12 protein-coding genes and 1 pseudogene are annotated in these 18,793 nt (G+C 37.8%); 1 reads left to right on the plus strand and 12 read right to left on the minus strand.

Annotated features, from left to right (window positions below; all coding sequences use genetic code 11):
• Positions 1-3 precede the first annotated feature (3 nt).
• From CTY48_RS02860 to glf, 6 genes and pseudogenes are all read right to left on the minus strand, one after another.
• A complete protein-coding gene (locus tag CTY48_RS02860; protein WP_099467010.1) occupies positions 4-2,697 on the minus strand; it encodes a GH36-type glycosyl hydrolase domain-containing protein in 2,694 nt (897 codons plus the stop codon).
• A gap of 105 nt (positions 2,698-2,802) precedes the next feature.
• On the minus strand, positions 2,803-4,317 hold the full coding sequence (locus tag CTY48_RS02865; protein ID WP_099467011.1) for an O-antigen ligase family protein: 1,515 nt from the start codon (positions 4,315-4,317) through the stop codon (positions 2,803-2,805).
• A gap of 124 nt (positions 4,318-4,441) precedes the next feature.
• A complete protein-coding gene (locus CTY48_RS02870; RefSeq protein ID WP_099467012.1) occupies positions 4,442-6,457 on the minus strand; it encodes an Ig-like domain-containing protein in 2,016 nt (671 codons plus the stop codon).
• 465 nt (positions 6,458-6,922) lie between these two features.
• A pseudogene (locus CTY48_RS19795) lies at positions 6,923-7,132 on the minus strand (IS1380-like element ISClba1 family transposase); the annotation flags it as partial.
• Positions 7,122-8,843, minus strand: a complete 1,722-nt coding sequence (locus CTY48_RS02880; RefSeq protein ID WP_099467013.1) for a phospho-sugar mutase — start codon at positions 8,841-8,843, stop codon at positions 7,122-7,124. The gene CTY48_RS02880 and the pseudogene CTY48_RS19795, both read right to left, overlap by 11 nt.
• A 19-nt stretch (positions 8,844-8,862) precedes the next feature.
• The gene (gene glf, locus CTY48_RS02885) at positions 8,863-9,963 is read right to left on the minus strand and encodes a UDP-galactopyranose mutase (RefSeq protein ID WP_099467014.1); all 1,101 of its coding nucleotides are present in this window, start codon (positions 9,961-9,963) and stop codon (positions 8,863-8,865) included.
• 337 nt (positions 9,964-10,300) lie between these two features.
• Here glf and CTY48_RS02890 point away from each other — a divergent pair, with 337 nt between their 5' ends.
• On the plus strand, positions 10,301-11,650 hold the full coding sequence (locus CTY48_RS02890) for an ATP-binding protein (RefSeq protein ID WP_099467015.1): 1,350 nt from the start codon (positions 10,301-10,303) through the stop codon (positions 11,648-11,650).
• A gap of 59 nt (positions 11,651-11,709) precedes the next feature.
• Here CTY48_RS02890 and CTY48_RS02895 read toward each other — a convergent pair whose 3' ends face one another.
• From CTY48_RS02895 to CTY48_RS02920, 6 genes are all read right to left on the minus strand, one after another.
• Positions 11,710-12,777 carry a mannose-1-phosphate guanylyltransferase gene (locus tag CTY48_RS02895; RefSeq protein WP_099467497.1) on the minus strand — a complete coding sequence of 356 codons (1,068 nt, stop codon included), beginning with the start codon at positions 12,775-12,777 and terminating at the stop codon, positions 11,710-11,712.
• A gap of 22 nt (positions 12,778-12,799) precedes the next feature.
• Positions 12,800-13,750 (minus strand): glycosyltransferase family 2 protein, encoded by a 951-nt coding sequence (locus tag CTY48_RS02900; RefSeq protein ID WP_099467016.1) that lies wholly within the window; start codon positions 13,748-13,750, stop codon positions 12,800-12,802.
• Between the two features lie 147 nt (positions 13,751-13,897).
• Complete coding sequence (locus tag CTY48_RS02905; protein ID WP_099467017.1) at positions 13,898-14,908, minus strand: NAD-dependent epimerase; 1,011 nt, start codon at positions 14,906-14,908, stop codon at positions 13,898-13,900.
• A 14-nt stretch (positions 14,909-14,922) separates the two neighbouring features.
• Positions 14,923-16,221, minus strand: coding sequence for a UDP-glucose dehydrogenase family protein (locus CTY48_RS02910; protein ID WP_099467018.1), 1,299 nt, complete (start codon positions 16,219-16,221; stop codon positions 14,923-14,925).
• Between the two features lie 50 nt (positions 16,222-16,271).
• Positions 16,272-17,708, minus strand: coding sequence for a hypothetical protein (locus CTY48_RS02915; RefSeq protein ID WP_143452685.1), 1,437 nt, complete (start codon positions 17,706-17,708; stop codon positions 16,272-16,274).
• Entirely contained in the window at positions 17,705-18,787 is a 1,083-nt protein-coding gene (locus CTY48_RS02920) for an acyltransferase family protein (protein ID WP_099467020.1), read from the minus strand. Before CTY48_RS02920 ends, CTY48_RS02915 begins: the two co-directional genes overlap by 4 nt.
• Positions 18,788-18,793: the final 6 nt, after the last annotated feature.

Below are 18,793 nucleotides of genomic sequence, written 5' to 3' on the forward strand. Positions count from 1 at the left end.
TCCTTATCTCCCAAGCTCCACCATCACAAGATGGGACTCCTGTGACAATGCTTTTATGTCACTCTCTGCTATCCACGGGGTATCGGTTTTATATGGCACATCGTCTATTGTAATATTTTTTATTTTATATTCCCCAGTCTCCAGATTTTCTTCGTTTCTGTATACAATGCGGAGATTTTTTCCTCCAAACTGCATTGCAAGTGACGCTTGCTTCTTTCCGTCAAACTGTTCTTTCAAAAGCTGCGGTTCTAGCTTCAGATTTCCAATCTCTCCCTGCACACCGTACATTTTAGTGATTACCGTTACTAACAGCCAGCTTGCCGCCCCTGTCAGGTAATGGTACATCCCTCTTCCTCTGGCGTCAATATACTCTGGCACTCCCGGATAAATTTTGCTGAGTTCAAAATTATTGCAATGCTCAAAGAGCGTGTTAATCACCTTATAGCCTGCCTTTGCTTCCCCTCTGCTATAAAGTGCATTGGCATACATAACCGCCATATGAGAAAATACTGCCCCGTTCTCCTTATGCCCATAGGCAAATCCAAACATTCTTCCAAGGTCTGTCTTAACCTCATGAAAATCTGTGTTTAGCTTGTAACCGCCGACCTGTTTGTTATAAAGATATTTATCTGCAGATTTAATAATTTCCTTGACCTGCTCCGCTGTTGCAGTCTCTGCCATAACAGAAAATACCTGGCTTGTCAGCATCATTCTGACTTCGTTATTGTTCTCTCCCTCAACTCTTCTCTTTTGGTTGTCATAATAACCATTGTACCAAGCATCACCGTTATCTAGGGCTATCCATTCTTTGCTTCGGATATGCTCCTTAATAAAGCGTCCTTTTTCCTTTAAATTCTTTGCCATGGCTTTACAACTTATGTCAACCTTTCTCCCGCTTATCTGATGGAGGCACGCTCTGCAATACTCCTCCAACAACTCCTGCTTCTGCTCCTTTGACTCATATAGCTGCCAATCCTCCTTCAGTAAGTGTAGCAGCTCTTCGTGGACAGAAATCTCATGGATACCCCGTTCCTCAAGCGTCAGCAGCAAATCTCCGATTTTCTCCAGATTGCTCGCATACATGTTGGTAAAGGCAACGCTCTCACCGTTCTCTTTCGCCATATCCAGTGCATCGTTCCAATCAGCACCACGTATTTTTATATGATTATGCTCACCCACATCATAAAAGGCAGTTAAATTCTGTATCAAAAGGTGCTCTAAAATAGTTCCTTTGTAATCCTGCCCCTTTTCGTCTCTCACGTGATTTCCCTGACTGTCCTCCCACTTGAAGTCTTTTTCTTCACCTCTACACGCCTGTATATCCTTGAAATAGTAGTTTTCCTCTAACAATATTTTGATATCACCGGTCTGTTGAATATATAAATCAGTTGTCAAGAACGGCCACATACCGTGATCCATCCACACTCTCGTGATGTTGTTTCGATCTGCAATAAACTCTCCCTGCCTGCTCCCGATTATCGTCGCATTCGTTCCATCAATACGCACTCCCCCAAAGTTGTCAATGAGCATCTGTCTCACTGCCTCCGGCTCCATAATAAGAAGTGCGAGGCAGTCCTGCCACAAATCTCTCCAGCCCCTTCCGCCTTTTCCATAGTCATGATGCGGAAGAAAGGAACAGCCATAAATTCGTCGCAGCATCGGCTGAAAGCTTACCCAACTCATCCAGTTATTGAAGTCTTCATTTCCGGTTTCATAGCTTACATTTACTTTATCATGCCAATATTTTTTTGTCTTTTGTAGGGCAGACTCAAATTGTGTATTTTGCAGATAGTAGGAAGCTGTGTGAAGAAGCTTCTCTTCCTCCCGATCAAGCCCAATTGCAATAATTAGGCTGATTTCTTCGTCCGGCTTTACTGCATACTCTTGAAATACCAGTGCGCCCATCGCTTCATAGCCGCAGACCGAAGCCCCTGCCTCCATCATCGGCAATGGATTCTGATACAGGGCACGAGGATTTTCCAAACTTCCTCCCTCCCCGATAAACTCCTCTATCGTCGGAATATAACCGATTGGCTCCTTGCCCTGACAGCTTCCGAACACTCCGTAAACAACCTCGTTTTCCTGATGTCCTCTCTCGTCAAAAGTCAAGGTTGGCTTTAGGGCAATCCCGTTTTGCTTTGTCTGTATTCTATGTAAAAGTGCTGTCACATGCCTGTGGTCTCTTATATTATCCGCTGATCTTCCGTATAACGGGATTGCAGCAACCGGCTGAATGGTCATGCTCTCCTCAGAAATATTTCGGAGCGTCACTCGCATCAGCTCAACCTTTGCCTTGTCACAAGGCACAAAGCTTTCTATTTTTGCCCTGATTCCGACTTTCTTTGACTCACGCTCTATCGTATGACACATAAATTCTGCTTCCAAAACCGTGCTTTCCTTCTCTCCACTGAAAAGCTCCGCCTGCTGCCTGCTTGATTTTCCGGCTGCCGACCAGATATCCTTTTGATTGATTTTGCACCAGATGTTCCGTGAGGATTTATCATTGTGAAGATTTTCACTGCTTACTGGAGAAAGAATGAATGTGTTCTGATCTGTTTTACTGTCCCCGCCTAAATCGGGTGTAATGCTGCTCATCATGCCTGCTTCGTTTGCCATCGGAAAATATAGATAGCTGTAAGTTTCGGGGTTTTCCAAGGAAAATTTTCCGTTTTTATCTTTATATTGATACTTTGCCATTTTACATACCTCCCTTTTCTTTAGTATAACGAAATAACCCTAATTGCAAAATTTAATAATTTTACAATTAGGGTTATTATTTTTACTATTTTGGAGGAATACTTTTTATTCTGCTGATATTTTTGTTATTCTAATCTTATTTTCGATAACCCCTAATAGTATAAAGAGCAATGGTGTCGTAAATACCTGCGGATTATTTACCAAAGCTTGTAACATATATCCCACAATAACTGCACACCCTATTACCGCTATCGGCTGTATGTTTTTCTGCTTGATACAAGAAACCATGAGTGAAATTTGCATTCCCATATAGGATACCATCCCGAATATTCCGGTTGTCGCTAAAAACTGCAAAGGTTCATTGTGTGCATCCCAAAAAACTCTTGTAAATAAACTTCTAATTTCTGCTCCATAATTCTCTTCCATTGATTGCTGAAAACTATTTGGTCCATATCCAAATAGTTGCTGTAAAAAAGGCATATCCTTAAAATTTATAAGGGTACGCTTCCATATATAACCACGATTAGTTCCAAACGAATCTTCCAATGGAAAAATAACTGCCGCTATCACTACGATAAAAATAATTACAGCACCTAGCAAAACTTTATTTCCATATCGGTTCAAGTACTTCACATATTTGCTGTGCAGCAGCAGCCAAAAAATCACTAATGCCGCTAACTCTAAGAGAAGTATCTTCCAGCTTATCATAGTATATTGCAAAAAATGTATTCTCAAATCACTTATCCATAAGTTTTTTATTCCAGTAAACTGATTAAATACCTCTGTTATTTTCACAAGGAAACTTCCACAAACGAATCCAATACAAAGCTCCCACCATTTTTGAAGTTTTGAGGTATCATACATTGAAACAGCAAGAAATACAAGGTAAGCAGGAACTACTGCCAATAACCAGCTCTCTGACCTTGTTGCTATACAAGAATAAATCCCCATTGCTATCGCCACAAAATAACATACTTTTGACAATTTTTCTTCAGCAAAATAATATAAACCCATCAATAGTGTTGTTACAACTCCCACATATTCAGCACATATATTTATGTTTCCAAGTGTACCAATGAATATTCTATGGTCAGAATCTATTAAATTATCATACATGTGGAGCAAGTCAATTCCGCAGAAATTCAAAATGATAAGCAAAAATACGATGTAATTTGCAATTAAAAATACCCACAAAACCAACTGACTAGATTTATAAAACCTAGACACCATAAAATAGACACCAAGACATAATAAAAGAAAAAGTCCACCTACCCGTCTTCCTTGATTTCCCCAGAATGCTTCGCTTCCTATCGGGCTTAGTAAGCACGAAATACTGACTGTCACAAAAAAAACAATTGCAAACACATCTGTCAGACTTATCCTTAATTTTTTATTCCCTTCTTTTCTCTCCTCAAAAAAAGATGGCACTGCAAAAATAATTCCTATTACAAGAAATCCCATTGCCAAACTCTGAAAAAAAGCTTTTTTGACTATTGCTATATCTATATAATAGTTTTGGTAATACAATGGAAATATCCCTACCATAATAACCAAAAAAATGATTGTAATTCCTTGCATCATTAACTTATACAAATTTACTTTTTTTTCCTTTTTCGCCATTCTTCCTCGTTTTCCATTCTCTGTATATCATTATAGGGGAACTGCATATGCAATTCCCCTATATCTGTGCTTCTTCCTATATTCAGGGTTACCTATAGAGATAATACCCTATGTAAAACATTATTTATTTCTTTACTGTTACTTTAAAGGTTGCTTTTGCACCGCTCTTCATGGTTACTGTGATTGTAGCTGTGCCTTTTTTCTTACCAGTCACAACGCCATTCTTATCTACAGATGCTACCTTAGAGTTAGAAGACTTGAAACTCTTTACAGAATCTGTTGCAGGGTACATTGACTTAATCGCAATTGTAGTTGTCTTTCCAACTTTTACAGTTGCGCTTGACTTCTTTAATTTTACAGAAGGATTCTTAACTGTTATTTTTGCTGTAATTTTCTTTCCGTTAGAAGTCTTAGCTGTAATGGTTGCTGTTCCTGCTGATTTTGCAGTTACTTTACCCTTGCTATTTACAGTTGCTACCTTTGTATTAGATGATGTCCATGTAATCTTCTCTGTAGCCGTAATAGGGTTTCTTGCTACACTTAATGTAGTCGTCTTACCCTTCTGAAGTGTTACCTTCTTCTCGCTGATAGAAAGACTCTTTGTTGTAACAGCTTTTTTCTGAACAGTGATTGTAGCACTTGCTGTTGCACCGCTCTTCATTGTTACTGTGATTGTAGTCTTACCTGCTGTCTTAGTTGCTGTTATCTTTCCGTTACTATTTACTGTTGCTACTTTTGTATTGGATGATGTCCAGCTTGCCACTGTATCATTTGAAGGGAATTTAGTTGCTACCTTTAATGCTGTTGTGCTCTTTCCTACCTGTAAAGCTGCAGATTTAGCATTTAATGTAACACTTGCTACTGTTACTGTAGCAGTCGCTGTTTTTCCATTTGCTGTTGTTGCTGTAATCTTTGCTGTTCCTGATGCTTTTCCTGTTACTACACCATTTGCATTTACAGTTGCAACTTTTGCATCAGACGTTGCAAAGGTTACGGTCTTATTACTTGCTGTAGCCGGTGCAACTGTTGCTGTCAAAGTAGCTGTCTTTCCTACTGCTACTGTTACTGCTGTAGAGGACAGTGTTACACCTGTTACATCTGTTGTTACTGTTACCTTAGATGTCGCTGTTTTTCCATTTACTGTTGTTACTGTAATTGTTGCTGTTCCGTTTTCCTTCGCTGTTACAATGCCGTTAGCTACTGTAGCTACGCTATTGTCAGATGAAGTCCATGTTACAGACTTATCTGTTGCATCAGCAGGGGCTATGGTAGCTGTTAAAGCTTCCTTCTGACCTGTCTTTAATGCAAGAGTTGCCGGCTTTACTGTTACGCCGGTTACTTCTACTTCCGGTATTGGAGTTGCTGTTACTGTTACTTCACAAGTTGCTGTCAATTCCTCATTCGATGCTACCGCTACTGTAATCGTTGCTGTTCCAACAGCTACTGCCGTTACGTTTCCATCTTCTACAGTTGCTACTGTCTCATCAGAAGTTGACCAAATTACAGCTTGTTCTGCTTCTGCTGGTAATACTGTTGCTGTTAATGCAAAGCTTGAGCCTACCTCTAAGCTCTTTTCGCTCTGATCTAATGATACACTTGTTGCTTCTGTTCCTTGATCATCCGTATGACCCTTAGGTGCTGTTACTGTTACTACACAGCTTGCTATCAATGTTTCATCAGATTTTACCGCTACTGTAATCGTTGCTGTTCCAACAGCTACTGCCGTTACGTTTCCATCTTCTACAGTTGCTACTGTTTCATCAGAAGTTGACCAAATTACAGCTTGTTCTGCTTCTGCTGGTAATACTGTTGCTGTTAATGCAAAGCTTGAGCCTACCTCTAAGCTCTTTTCGCTCTGATCTAATGATACACTTGTTGCTTCTGTTCCTTGATCCTTTGTTTGACCTTGATCTTTTGTTTGACCTTGATCCTTTGTTTGACCTTGATCCTTTGTTTGACCTTGATCCTTTGTTTGACCTTGATCCTTTGTTTGACCTTGATCCTTTGTCTGCCCCTGTGTAGTCGAACCTTCTGGCGCTGCTGAAACATTCATTCCTATCGAAGATATGCTTAAACACATCGCAAGCATTACTGCAAGCACTCTTTTCAGACTAACTTTTTTTAACTTTAATTCTGTCATCCTATTTTGCTCCTCCTTTATTTTATAAAACTTTTATAGTTACAACACTCTTTTCCCTTGCATAAATATGACAATATTATAGCTTATATAGGAAAGTCGCTTGTTATCTATCACACATCCATTAGCCTTAATAACTTTCACAAATATTTATTACTTTCATAATATAAGTCAGTTAAAAACCTACCATATATCCTGTCACAAAACTAACACCTTTAGTTTACCAACTTTGTTTTTATATGTCAATATTTGGATGCTTTTTATATATTTTTTTTTAGTACAATCTAAATCCATGAAACTCAAGATTTTTTTAACTAAGTCGTATAAAAATGATATTTTATACATTTCACAGGAGCCACACCCTCGCTAAGTACTTTTGTTATTCTATGAATCTTGAAATTATAAATTAGGGAACACTTAATAAACCGCATTCCGGTTATATCTGCTTTGATATTTAAGCTATTGCAAACTTTTGAGTGTTTCGTGTCCGAAGATTTGCAGAATATTATAAGCAATTATAGTAAACTCCAACACAAGTCCATTGGTTTCGAACTTTCCGGATGGCAGATCTTCTACATCCATATCAGTCTTGATTTCACTGTGATACTGTTCACATTCTCCATGAGCATTCTATGGTTCAATCACTTCATCGTCCTCTGCTCCAAGATTACTCCACCAATTTCATCAGTGCCTCTGTAAATTCCTCCAGCTTTTGCTCTGCTTTGTCTAATGTCTCCGCCTTTACGCCGATATAAAACTTAATCTTAGGCTCGGTGCCGGAAGGCCGCACGCAGCACCAGCCCTCTTCCTCCATCTCAAAATACAATACATTTGATTTCGGAAGGTTTGTACTCGTCTTTTCTCCGGTTTTCATATTTGTCACCGTATCAGCCGCATAGTCTCGAAAACTTACAACCTTTGCCTCACCGATTTGTGCTGGTGTATTGTTTCGCAGTCGATTGATAATCTCCTCAATTTTTTGGGAGCCATCCGCCCCTTTTAACGTGACAGACTGAAGTGTCTCCTTATAGTATCCGTATTTTTCATAGATGCGAAGCATCTGATCCCAGAGGGTCAACCCCTTCGTCTTATAATATGCCGCTGCCTCACATAAGCTCATTACTGCAACAACCGCATCCTTGTCTCTCGCATGAGTTCCCACAAGGCAGCCGTAGCTCTCCTCAAAGCCAAATTCATAGTGATAGGTCTGTTCCTGTTCAAAAAACTTAATCTGCTCACCGATATATTTAAAGCCTGTCAGCGTTTCAATATGTTCTAAACAATATTCTTTTGCAATTGCCTCTGTCATATTTGTCGTAACTATCGTATCCACAATAGCACCATTCTTCGCAAGCAAACCTTTTTCTTTTCTCGCAGATAATAAGTACTCGCAAATAAGTGCCCCCGACATATTACCGGTAAATGCCTTATATTCCCCGCTCTTTGTATCCTTCGCATAAATCCCAAGACGGTCTGCATCTGGGTCGGTCGCCAGAACAATATCAGCATCCACTTTCTTTGCAAGCTCAAGAGCCAGCGTAAATGCTGCCCTATCCTCCGGATTCGGATAGCTTACCGTTGAAAAATTGCCGTCCGGCAGCTCCTGCTGCGGTACCACGTACACTTTCCGGAAGCCAAGTTCTTTCAAAATTGTTCTAACCGGAACATTTCCTGTTCCATGAAGCGGCGTGTATACGATTTTAATATCATCCGCAACCTGATGGATTGCCTCAGGATTGACTACCAAAGCCTTTAACGCGTCATAATACTTTTTGTCTATCTCCTCGCCGATTACATGATAAAGTCCCTTCTGTTCTGCCTCTTCTCTTGAAATCGTCTTTACGGAGGAATAATCGATAATAGCATTTACTTCCGTAATAATCTGTACATCTTTTGGCGCTGTCACCTGTGCGCCATCCTCCCAATATACCTTATACCCATTATATTCCGGTGGATTATGACTTGCTGTCACTACAATACCTGCGACACAGCCAAGCTCCCTCACAGCAAAGGAGAGCTGAGGCGTTGCACGAAGGCTGTCAAAGCGGTACGTCTTAATCCCATTCGCATTCAGACATAATGCTGCCTCCTCGCTAAACTCCGGAGACATTCTTCTTGAATCATAGGCGATTGCCACACCGGCATCCGCCTTCCCCTCTTTCAGAATAAAATTGGCAAGCCCCTGTGTTGCCTTTCTTACCGTATAGATATTCATGCGGTTCGTGCCCACTCCAATCACACCGCGAAGTCCTCCTGTACCAAACTCCAAATTTTTATAAAAACGGTCCTGTATCTCTTCCTCGCTTGTCAGCGAGCTTAATTCTTTCTTTGTTTTCCCATCAAAATAATCACTATTTAACCAACTGTTATAGCTTTCCTTATAATCCATTATTTCCTCATTTCCGCTCTTAGGCAAATTCCTTTACCACACAGTTTAATGCCTGCTCTACCACATGGTGCATGTCATAATACTTATATTCTGCGAGTCTTCCACCGAAAATAACCTTCTTCTCCTGATTTGCAAGATTTTTATACTCTTCATAAATACTGTTATTTTTCTCATTATTTACCGGGTAATAAGGCTCATCACCTTTTTCCCATGTCTTCGGATACTCTTTTGTTATGATAGTCTTTGGCTGTGTTCCTGCCTCAAAATGTTTGTGCTCAATAATTCTTGTGTATGGAACCTCGTATTCCGTATAATTTACCACGGCATTTCCCTGATAATTCTCTTCCTCAAGCAGCTCGCTCTCAAAACGCAGACTGCGGTATTCCAGCGTTCCGAACTGATAACCGTAAAACTCATCAATCATACCGGTAAACACTGTTTTGTCCGCCAATTGATCCAAATCTTCCCTGTTTTTAAAGTAATCCGTATTTAAACGTACCTCAATACCTTCCAGCATTTTTTCGGCAATCTGTGTATATCCACCTATCGGAATCCCCTGGTATAAATCATTAAAATAATTATTATCATAAGTAAAGCGCACCGGCAGTCTCTTAATAATAAAGCTTGGTAAATCTTTTGCACTCTGTCCCCATTGCTTTTCGGTGTAGCCCTTTACCAGTTTTTCATAAATATCTTTTCCAACTAAGGAAATTGCCTGCTCCTCCAGATTTTTAGGTTCTGTGATACCGCTTTCCTCAATTTGCTTTTGTATCATTTTCTTTGCCTCGGCGGGAGTCTTTACTCCCCACAGCCCATGAAAAGTATTCATGTTAAAAGGCAGATTGTAAAGCTCATCCTTATAAACAGCCACCGGAGAATTCGTGTAACGATTAAACTTTGCAAACTGCTGCATGTAATTCCATACCTGTTCATTGCTCGTGTGAAAAATATGCGCACCATATTCATGCACGTGAATATCCTCTGTTTTGTTCGTATATATATTGCCTGCTACATGGGCACGCTTGTCGATTACCAAGCATTCTTTGCCTCTCTTCTTTGCCTCATATGCAAAAATGGAGCCAAATAAACCGGCTCCTACAATTAAATAATCATATTTCATAGCTGCCTCCAAATTTTTATTATATACTTTTATTTCCCAAATGTTTCTAGATATTCCTTAGCCTGTTCCAGAGAAATATCCAGTTCACTCTTCGTTGCTGTCTTGCCATGCTCGAAAACACCTTGCTAAACGCGAACATTATACCACACTTTCCCCAAATCCTCAATTTTTTTGTTAAAAAAGTGTGCAAAATGGGTATTTTATTATACAATGCAAATAAGGTTTTTAATAAAAATGTGATTTTTTACACTATTTATTATATAATAATGTGATTTTTCTTGTTTTTTTTTATAAAAGAGATATAATAAATATAAACTTAGGAAGGATGGTCTTGTACATGGAACGGTTAATTTTAAACAATTTATTAAAATGGAAAAACTCGAAGTACCGTAAACCGCTTATTTTAAAAGGTGTACGGCAGGTTGGTAAGACATGGATTCTAAAGGAATTTGGCAAGGAGTACTATGAAAATACTGCTTATTTCAACTTTGATGAAAACGAGGAATACAAGCAATTTTTTGAAACTACTAAAGATGTAGAACGCATTTTACAAAATCTAATGCTGGCCGGTGGGCAAAAAATTCTTCCTGAAAAGACACTGATTATCTTTGACGAGATACAGGATTGCCCAAATGTCATCAATTCTATGAAATATTTTTGCGAAAATACACCACAGTATCACATTGCCTGTGCTGGCTCTTTGCTTGGTATTGCACTTGCAAAACCTTCTTCATTTCCGGTTGGCAAAGTCGATTTTATGCAGATCAATCCCATGACCTTCTCCGAGTTCTTGCTTGCAAATGGTGACGAAAATTTGATGCAATACCTGAAGAGCATAGATACCCTTGAGCCCATTCCCGCCGCTTTTTTCAATCCGCTTTATGAAAAGTTGAAAATGTACTATGTGACAGGTGGTATGCCCGAAGCCATATTTATGTGGACGCAAGAGCGAGATGTCGAAGCAATGCAAACGGCTCTTTCGAACATCATTGGTGCATATGAACGTGATTTTGCCAAACATCCCGATGTAAAGGAATTCCCAAAAATCTCAATGATTTGGAACTCTATCCCCTCACAGCTTGCACGGGAAAACAAAAAATTTATTTATAGGGTTGTCAAAGAGGGGGCTCGTGCCCGGGAATACGAAGATGCATTGCAGTGGCTTGTAGACGCAAGTTTGGCGAAAAAAATTTACCGCAGCACTGCACCCGGACTTCCGATTTCGGCATATGATGATTTGTCTGCCTTCAAAATTTATTTAGTTGATGTAGGATTGCTCCGCCGTCTCGCACTCCTCGCCCCTACCGCCTTTGGCGAAGGAAACCGCCTGTTTACAGAATTCAAAGGGGCACTGTCTGAAAATTATGTTCTCGAGGCACTGCTAAATCAGTTTGAGGCAACACCGCGTTATTGGTCAGAGAGTAATCCACCTCATGAGGTGGATTTCATCATCCAGCGTGAGAATGATATTATTCCGGTGGAAGTTAAGGCAGAAACCAATACTACATCCAAGAGCCTTAAAAAATATAAAGAAAAATTTGGTGATAAAATTAAACTCCGCATTCGTTTTTCATTGGATAATCTTAAATTGGACGATGATATGCTCAACATCCCCCTGTTTATGGCCGATGAAGCAGATCGGCTAATTAAAATTGCACTGGAACAGATTAATTATAAAACGAAGTAGTCACATGATATTATAAAAGCTGCCTCCTTATGCCTAGAGACAGCTTTTGTAACCTATTTTTACAAATATTCCTCTTTCCCCTGCGCTTTCAGTAAATCAACAATTTTCTTCACATCCTGTGCCTTTTCCTTGTCACATACAAGTACAACATCATCAGTCTCAACAATAATAGTATTGTCAATTCCTATCGTTGCTATCAGCCTCTTATCGGAATAGGAGATACAATTTGAAGTCTCAATGTTAATCTGGTCACCCTTTATAATATTTCCGTTTTCATCCGTATCATACAAGGCTCCGAGCGTATCCCAGCTTCCCACATCATTCCAGCCAAAGTCACCTTCCAAGACAACGACCTCGTCGGAACGCTCCATAACACCATAATCAATTGATATGCTTGGGATATCCGGATATATTTCAGCAATTGTTTCTTTTTCTTTGTCCGTATTCATGGATGCGCCGATTTTTGCCAGCTCATTATACACCTTAGGGAGAAATCTCTTGAAATCTTCCATAATGGTGGATGCCTTCCATACAAACATTCCGCTGTTCCACAAAAACTCACCGCTTCTTAAATATTTCACTGCGGTCTCGTAATTTGGCTTCTCCACAAACTTTTCGACCGTCTTAACCGTTCCGGTCTGCGCCTTATCAAATTTGATATAGCCATAACCAGTAGATGGAAAGGTTGGTGTTATTCCGATTGTCACAAGCTTTTCACTTGTCTCAGCAGCCTTGATTGCCTCCTTTAGCACTCTGCTAAAGCTTTCCTCATCCTTTATAAAATGGTCAGATGGAAAAATACACATCACGCCGTCACCATATTTTTGAATAATTTCTATCGCTGCATAGCCGATACAGGCAGAAGTATTTCTCGCTGCCGGCTCAGACAAAATATGGTCCATTCTAATGCCGTCCTCCACCAGCTCTTTCATCTTATCTGCCTGCTCTGCGTTAGTCACGATAAATATATTTTCTTTCTCAATAAAATCTGTCATGCGGTCAATCGTCTCATTAATCATCAAGCCGTTTCCGCTTAAATTAAGGAGCTGCTTGGGGGTTGTCTTTCTACTGAGAGGCCAGAAACGGGTTCCGCTGCCTCCCGCCATGATAACTCCATATACCTTCATAATTCCGATTACCTTTCCCATGCTATTTCAAGTATTTTTCTATTATATATCTCGGTCTGCCTTTGGCCTCCATATAGATTTTTCCTATATATTCTCCCACAATACCGATTGCGAGTATCTGTAAACCCCCGATTGCCCAGATAGAAACCATCATAGAGGTCCATCCTGCTATTGTAGCACCTCTGAAGTGCTGTACGATTGACCAAACTCCCATCAAAAAACTTGCCAGAAATATCAAAACACCTACTGTCGTAATCAGTCTGATAGGCTTTATACTAAAGGAGGTAATGCCATCCATTGCAAACGCAAGCATTTTCTTCAACGGATACTTAGACTCTCCCGCAAATCTCTCATTGCGTTCATATTCAACAATCGCACTCTTATAGCCAATCTGAGGAACAATTCCCCTTAAGAAAAGATTTACTTCTTTAAATTCTTCCAGGTTTTCCAAACTTCTTTTGCTCATCAGGCGGTAATCGGCATGATTGTAAACCAAATCAACCCCCATCATAAGCATTAATTTATAAAAACCTTGCGCCGTAAATTTCTTGAAAAATGTATCTGTTTTTCTGGCACTTCGCACACCGTAAACAATGTCGTTACCCTCATAGTATTTTTTTACGAACTCATCCACTACATTAATGTCGTCCTGTAAATCTGCATCCATCGAAATTACCATGTCAGCATGTTCCTTCGCTGTCATCAATCCTGCCAGCAAAGCATTTTGGTGCCCTCTGTTTCTGGCAAGATTCAATCCCTGTATCAAGGGATTCCTTTCGTAAAGCTTTTCTATAATCTCCCATGTATTATCTTTTGAACCGTCATTTACATAGAGAATCTTACTTTCTACCGAAATTATCTCATTGTCAATTAAGGTATTCATTTTCTCTGACAGTCTTTTTGTGGTTTCATGTAATACTTCTTTTTCATTATAGCAAGGTATTACTACATATAAAATTTCCTGTCTTTTCATATACTTTTCCTCATTTTTTTATTTTTAGCCAAGGCTTGTCTTTTTTTATTATACTATTCGTATGGTTATTTTTCAACTGAATACGAATTTTGCATAAACAATTGAGTAGGAAGATAATCATTAATTGATTATCCTCCTACTCGATTATCACTTACTGATATATTCACCCAAAAACCACTCCGTAAACTTGCTTAATCCACTTCTAAGTGAAGTAGCTGGTTTAAACTCAAAATCCTTCTCAAGCTCTGATACATCCGCGTATGTCTGATAAACATCCCCAGGCTGCATAGGGTAAAACTCCTTTTTTGCTTCTTTCCCCAAGGCATTTTCTAGTATTTCTATAAAGTCCATTAATTTCTCAGGATGATTGTTTCCAATATTATATATTTTATGATTTGTATTATTTATGTCCGCTACTGGAGGATTCGCCAGCATTCTTATAATCCCTTCCACAATATCATCTATATAGGTAAAATCCCGATACATATTTCCATCGTTAAATATTTTAATTGGCTCTTCTCTCATAATCTTCTCTGAGAAGGAGAAATATGCCATGTCAGGTCTTCCCATCGGACCATATACAGTAAAAAACCTTAATCCAGTAGCCTTTATACCATATAACTTGCAATAAGAATACGCCATTAGCTCATTTGATTTTTTTGTTGCAGCATATAAGCTGACCGGCATATCAACCTTATCATCAGTCGAAAACGGTACCTTATCATTCCCGCCATAGACAGAACTTGATGAGGCATATAGCAAGTGCTTCACAGGATAGTAACGGCAGCATTCCAATACATTGAAAAACCCTACTATATTAGACTGTATATAAGCTTCTGGGTTTTCTATACTATATCGCACACCTGCCTGTGCTGCCAAATTGACTACTATATCAATTTTATTATCTTTAAATATAGCTTCCAGCGCTTCCTTATCCGCTAAATCACCTTTTATAAATTGAAATCCTTTATATTTTTCCAGTATTTCAAGTCTGCTCTTTTTCAGATTAATATCATAATAAGAATTTAGATTATCAAAGCCGATTACTGCATTCCCCTTTGCCAATAGTCTTTTTGCCAAATAAAACCCGATAAAACCTGCTGCTCCGGTAATCAAAACCACTTCATTTTCGTCCAATTCCTTATAATTACTTCTCATATAAAGCCTCCAAATTATATGCTCCGTCCAACAGAATAGTATTCTACTCCTGCTTCCTTCATTTTATCTAAATCAAAAAGATTTCTTCCATCATACACAAGCGCAGTACGCATTAACTCTTTAAATTTCTCCGGTTTTAATTCCTTAAATTCCTGCCATTCTGTAAATATAAAGCATACTTGTGCTCCCTGCAACGCCTCTTCTACAGAAAAAGCATAGGTTATTCCTGTCCCATGTTTTTCCTTAAAATTATCCATTCCTACCGGGTCATATGCATAGATGTCTGCCCCCTGTTCAATCAATAATGGAATATTATCTAAGGACGGAGCTTCACGAAGATCATCTGTGCCGGGCTTAAATGTAAGTCCTAGAATGGCAACTTTCAAACCATTAAAAGTAATCAGTCTTTTACAAGCTTTTTTATACAAGCTAACTTTCTGAGCTTCATTTACATCAATTGCCGCTTTAATCGTCTTTAATTCATATCCATATTGATTTGCCAACCAGCTTAATGCCTTTGTATCTTTTGGAAAACAGCTTCCTCCGTATCCGATACCTGCATTTAAAAACTTCTCTCCAATTCTGCTGTCATATGACATTCCCTTGGCAACATCTTCTATATTAGCACCAACCAATTCACATAAGTTGGCTATGTCATTCATATAGGAGATTTTTAATGCCAAGAAATCATTGCTTGCATATTTTATCATTTCAGCACTCCGTCTACTTACACATACAATCGGAAGCTTAAATGGTTCATATATTTCTCTCAATAACTGCTCGGCTTCTTTATCTTCCGTTCCAATTATAATACGAGCGGCATGCAGTGTATCTCTAACAGCTGTTCCCTGTGCCAAAAATTCAGGATTACTAGCCACCCGAACCTGAACATCTCTTAAAAGAGAATCCTTAATAAATTGCTCCACCTTATCATTCGTCCCAACCGGTACTGTTGATTTTACTACTACCAAACAATCCTTTTCCACTGTTTCAGCTATCTGCCTCGCTACATTTGCAACATATGTCATATTAGCAGAACCATCTGGCTGTTCCGGAGTTCCTACTCCAATAAAAATTACGTCTGCATCCTTATAAGCCTGCTTATAGTTTGTTGTATATTCAAGTCTGCCTTCTTTGTAATTTTTTACCATAAGTTCTTCTAAATCTGCTTCATATATTGGTGAAACCCCCTGCCTCATGGTTTCCACCTTTTTCTCATCTATATCCACACAAAGTACATTATGTCCCACCTCTGCAAAACATACTCCAGCAACCAATCCTACGTATCCTGTTCCTGCAACTGCTATTTTCATTTATGACCTCCTATACTGTAACACTAAACCTTAGACTATTGGAATTATATTTACGAAATTACTATACCTCCCAGTAACCGAAGATCGTATTCCTTAATTTTATTAATTTCTCCTTCTATTTCAGACTGTAATGAAGTTCCCAGTTTTTCGATAATAATTACATTTTTTATTTGAAGCATCTCTCTTAACGCCTCTATGTCTGTCTGAATACTTTTACCGACTTTTACTTTAACATCACATGTTTCTATTAATTCAGTTATTTCCTTGATAGTCTCTTCGCCTAGCATTTTCATGTTACTGCTTGCCAAATAGATATTATCTACATCTGTTTTATCACTTATTAGCTGTAGCTTGTCTTTTAAAAACTCTATTTGTAATCCTGCATCCAATTTTGGCTTTTTGCCATCTTTTAGTCTCAAAAACAGTTCATCAATTTGATAAAATACACTCTTTTTAGTTTTAATGTCTTTCGAAATACTCCCCAAAAGCTTAACATCATAAAGTTTCTTTATATCTTCTGCATGTTGTAATTTGTTATTAAAAAGCACCTGAATCGCCACAATAATACACGAAAAAATAATGCCTAAAAATCCTCCCATTAAAGTATATTTTTTATTCAATAATGGCTTGGTAGGTGTATTGATTTCCGTTGTTTTCGCGGTCTCATCATTGTTCTGTATAATCTTTTCATAGGCCGCTTTTTGCTTGTCATCTAAATTATTTTTCAATGTGCCTACCTTGGCAATCATTCCATTAAGTATATCCCATTGCTTACTTTGGTAAGTAACAAGCTCTTCATTTGTTCCTTCAGTAATATATTCAGCCAAAAGCTGTATTTCGTGACTTCCTACCATTGTATCAATACTTTCTTTAGCCTCATTAACTTCCGCTTCAATTTTCTTCATCATACTTTCTAGCTTTGAACTATCATCATATAATATTTGTATCGTTAATATTGAATCACCCGCATTAACGTTACTTGTTATAAGTTCATCTGCATATGCTAAATCCAGTTTTTCATTGCTATATTCTGAAACAATTTCTGCTAACTTTTGGCTATCCAATTTTTTTACATATGAATTAGCAATAGTATTCTCATACTTTTTAATTTCTTCATCCGTGGTTTCACCTAAATCTGCTACTATATAGTAATTTATAATCGCTGTTTTGGCCTCATAAGGGTCTATAGTCATCCGTTTTGAACTATTATTATAAGACATACTGCTATTTAGTAATTCTTCTGCATTCAACAATGCATATAAGCCTTGCTGTTCATCATTTGTTAAATTACCTAAAATATCCTCAACACTCTCATCCACTTGTTCACTAGGTGTACTATCATAGTTTTTGATATCTCTAGCATATATTACTCCAGCAAACATCACTGCAAATGTAACTGCAAATGCAATAACCATTCTCCACTTTAGTAAAATTGCCCATAATAATTCTTCTATGTCAATTTCATTATTAGTAGTATTCATTATCATTTAACCTCTTTCTTCCTATAAATATGCTTTTTAAATTCACCTTCAATCTTAAAGTATATCCTTTCAATCAGATTAGCAACCTTTATTTCCAAATTTAAAAACACTTTTCTTCGTATACATTCCACAATAGCGATAATTATTATTAGAATAAATATATATAACAAAATTATCAAACTTAACTGTTTTGAATTCTGATATTTTAAAACTGACAATTTTGGGATTAATTTTGTCATCGCCAACTTCATTATCATACTATGGAATACCAATATTGGGAAAACATATGTTGCTGCAATATTAACACTCTTTATATAAAAATTCTTAGACTTAAAGTAGTAAAATAACCATATAGAAGCTACAATAACCAAAACATTATTATCTCTAGAAAAAATATTATGAATACCATTTGTAATTTCATAAATCGTCAAATCTAGTCCAAAGTGAATGCCTGTTATTATCCCCAAAAACCATTTTCCTGGCATCTTAATATTATCAAAATACATTGCAATTACTCTTCCAATCAAATATATCAGTATTACATTAACAACACCTTTGCCATAATCCTGCATTATTTCAAAATAAAACATTGTTGGAAAGATAGAAAATAGAATAAACAATAGAGCAATAAACTTTATTAATATAGTTTTCCCAAATTTTTCGCATAGTAAGTTAAGAAACGGAGACAATAAGTATAAAACCATATAACAAGAATAAAACCAATTGATTCGGGATGCAAATGGTATACAGGCTTTCACTAAGAAGATAATCATATCTAGCTTTGAAGTAAAGTCACCAGCTACAATTTTAATTATCCACGATAACACCATATAAAATATCATCATACTTTCAAATAGGACAATTTTCTTAAGGCTAACGCCTTTTATACCATAGTAACCGGTAATTAAGATAAAGCAGGTAACACCACAGTTAAATAAGGAATTAATAAAAATAAATACCCTACTGTTAAATACATCCAAGCCACCAAACAATGCAAATGTATTGCCAAAGCCATGCATACACATTATCATTAATAATGAAATAATTCTTAATAATTCTATACTAGAATTTCTCTCCTTAGCCATTATCAT

The sequence above is a fragment of the Konateibacter massiliensis genome (assembly GCF_900184995.1).
Lineage (GTDB): Bacteria > Bacillota > Clostridia > Lachnospirales > Lachnospiraceae > Lachnotalea > Lachnotalea massiliensis.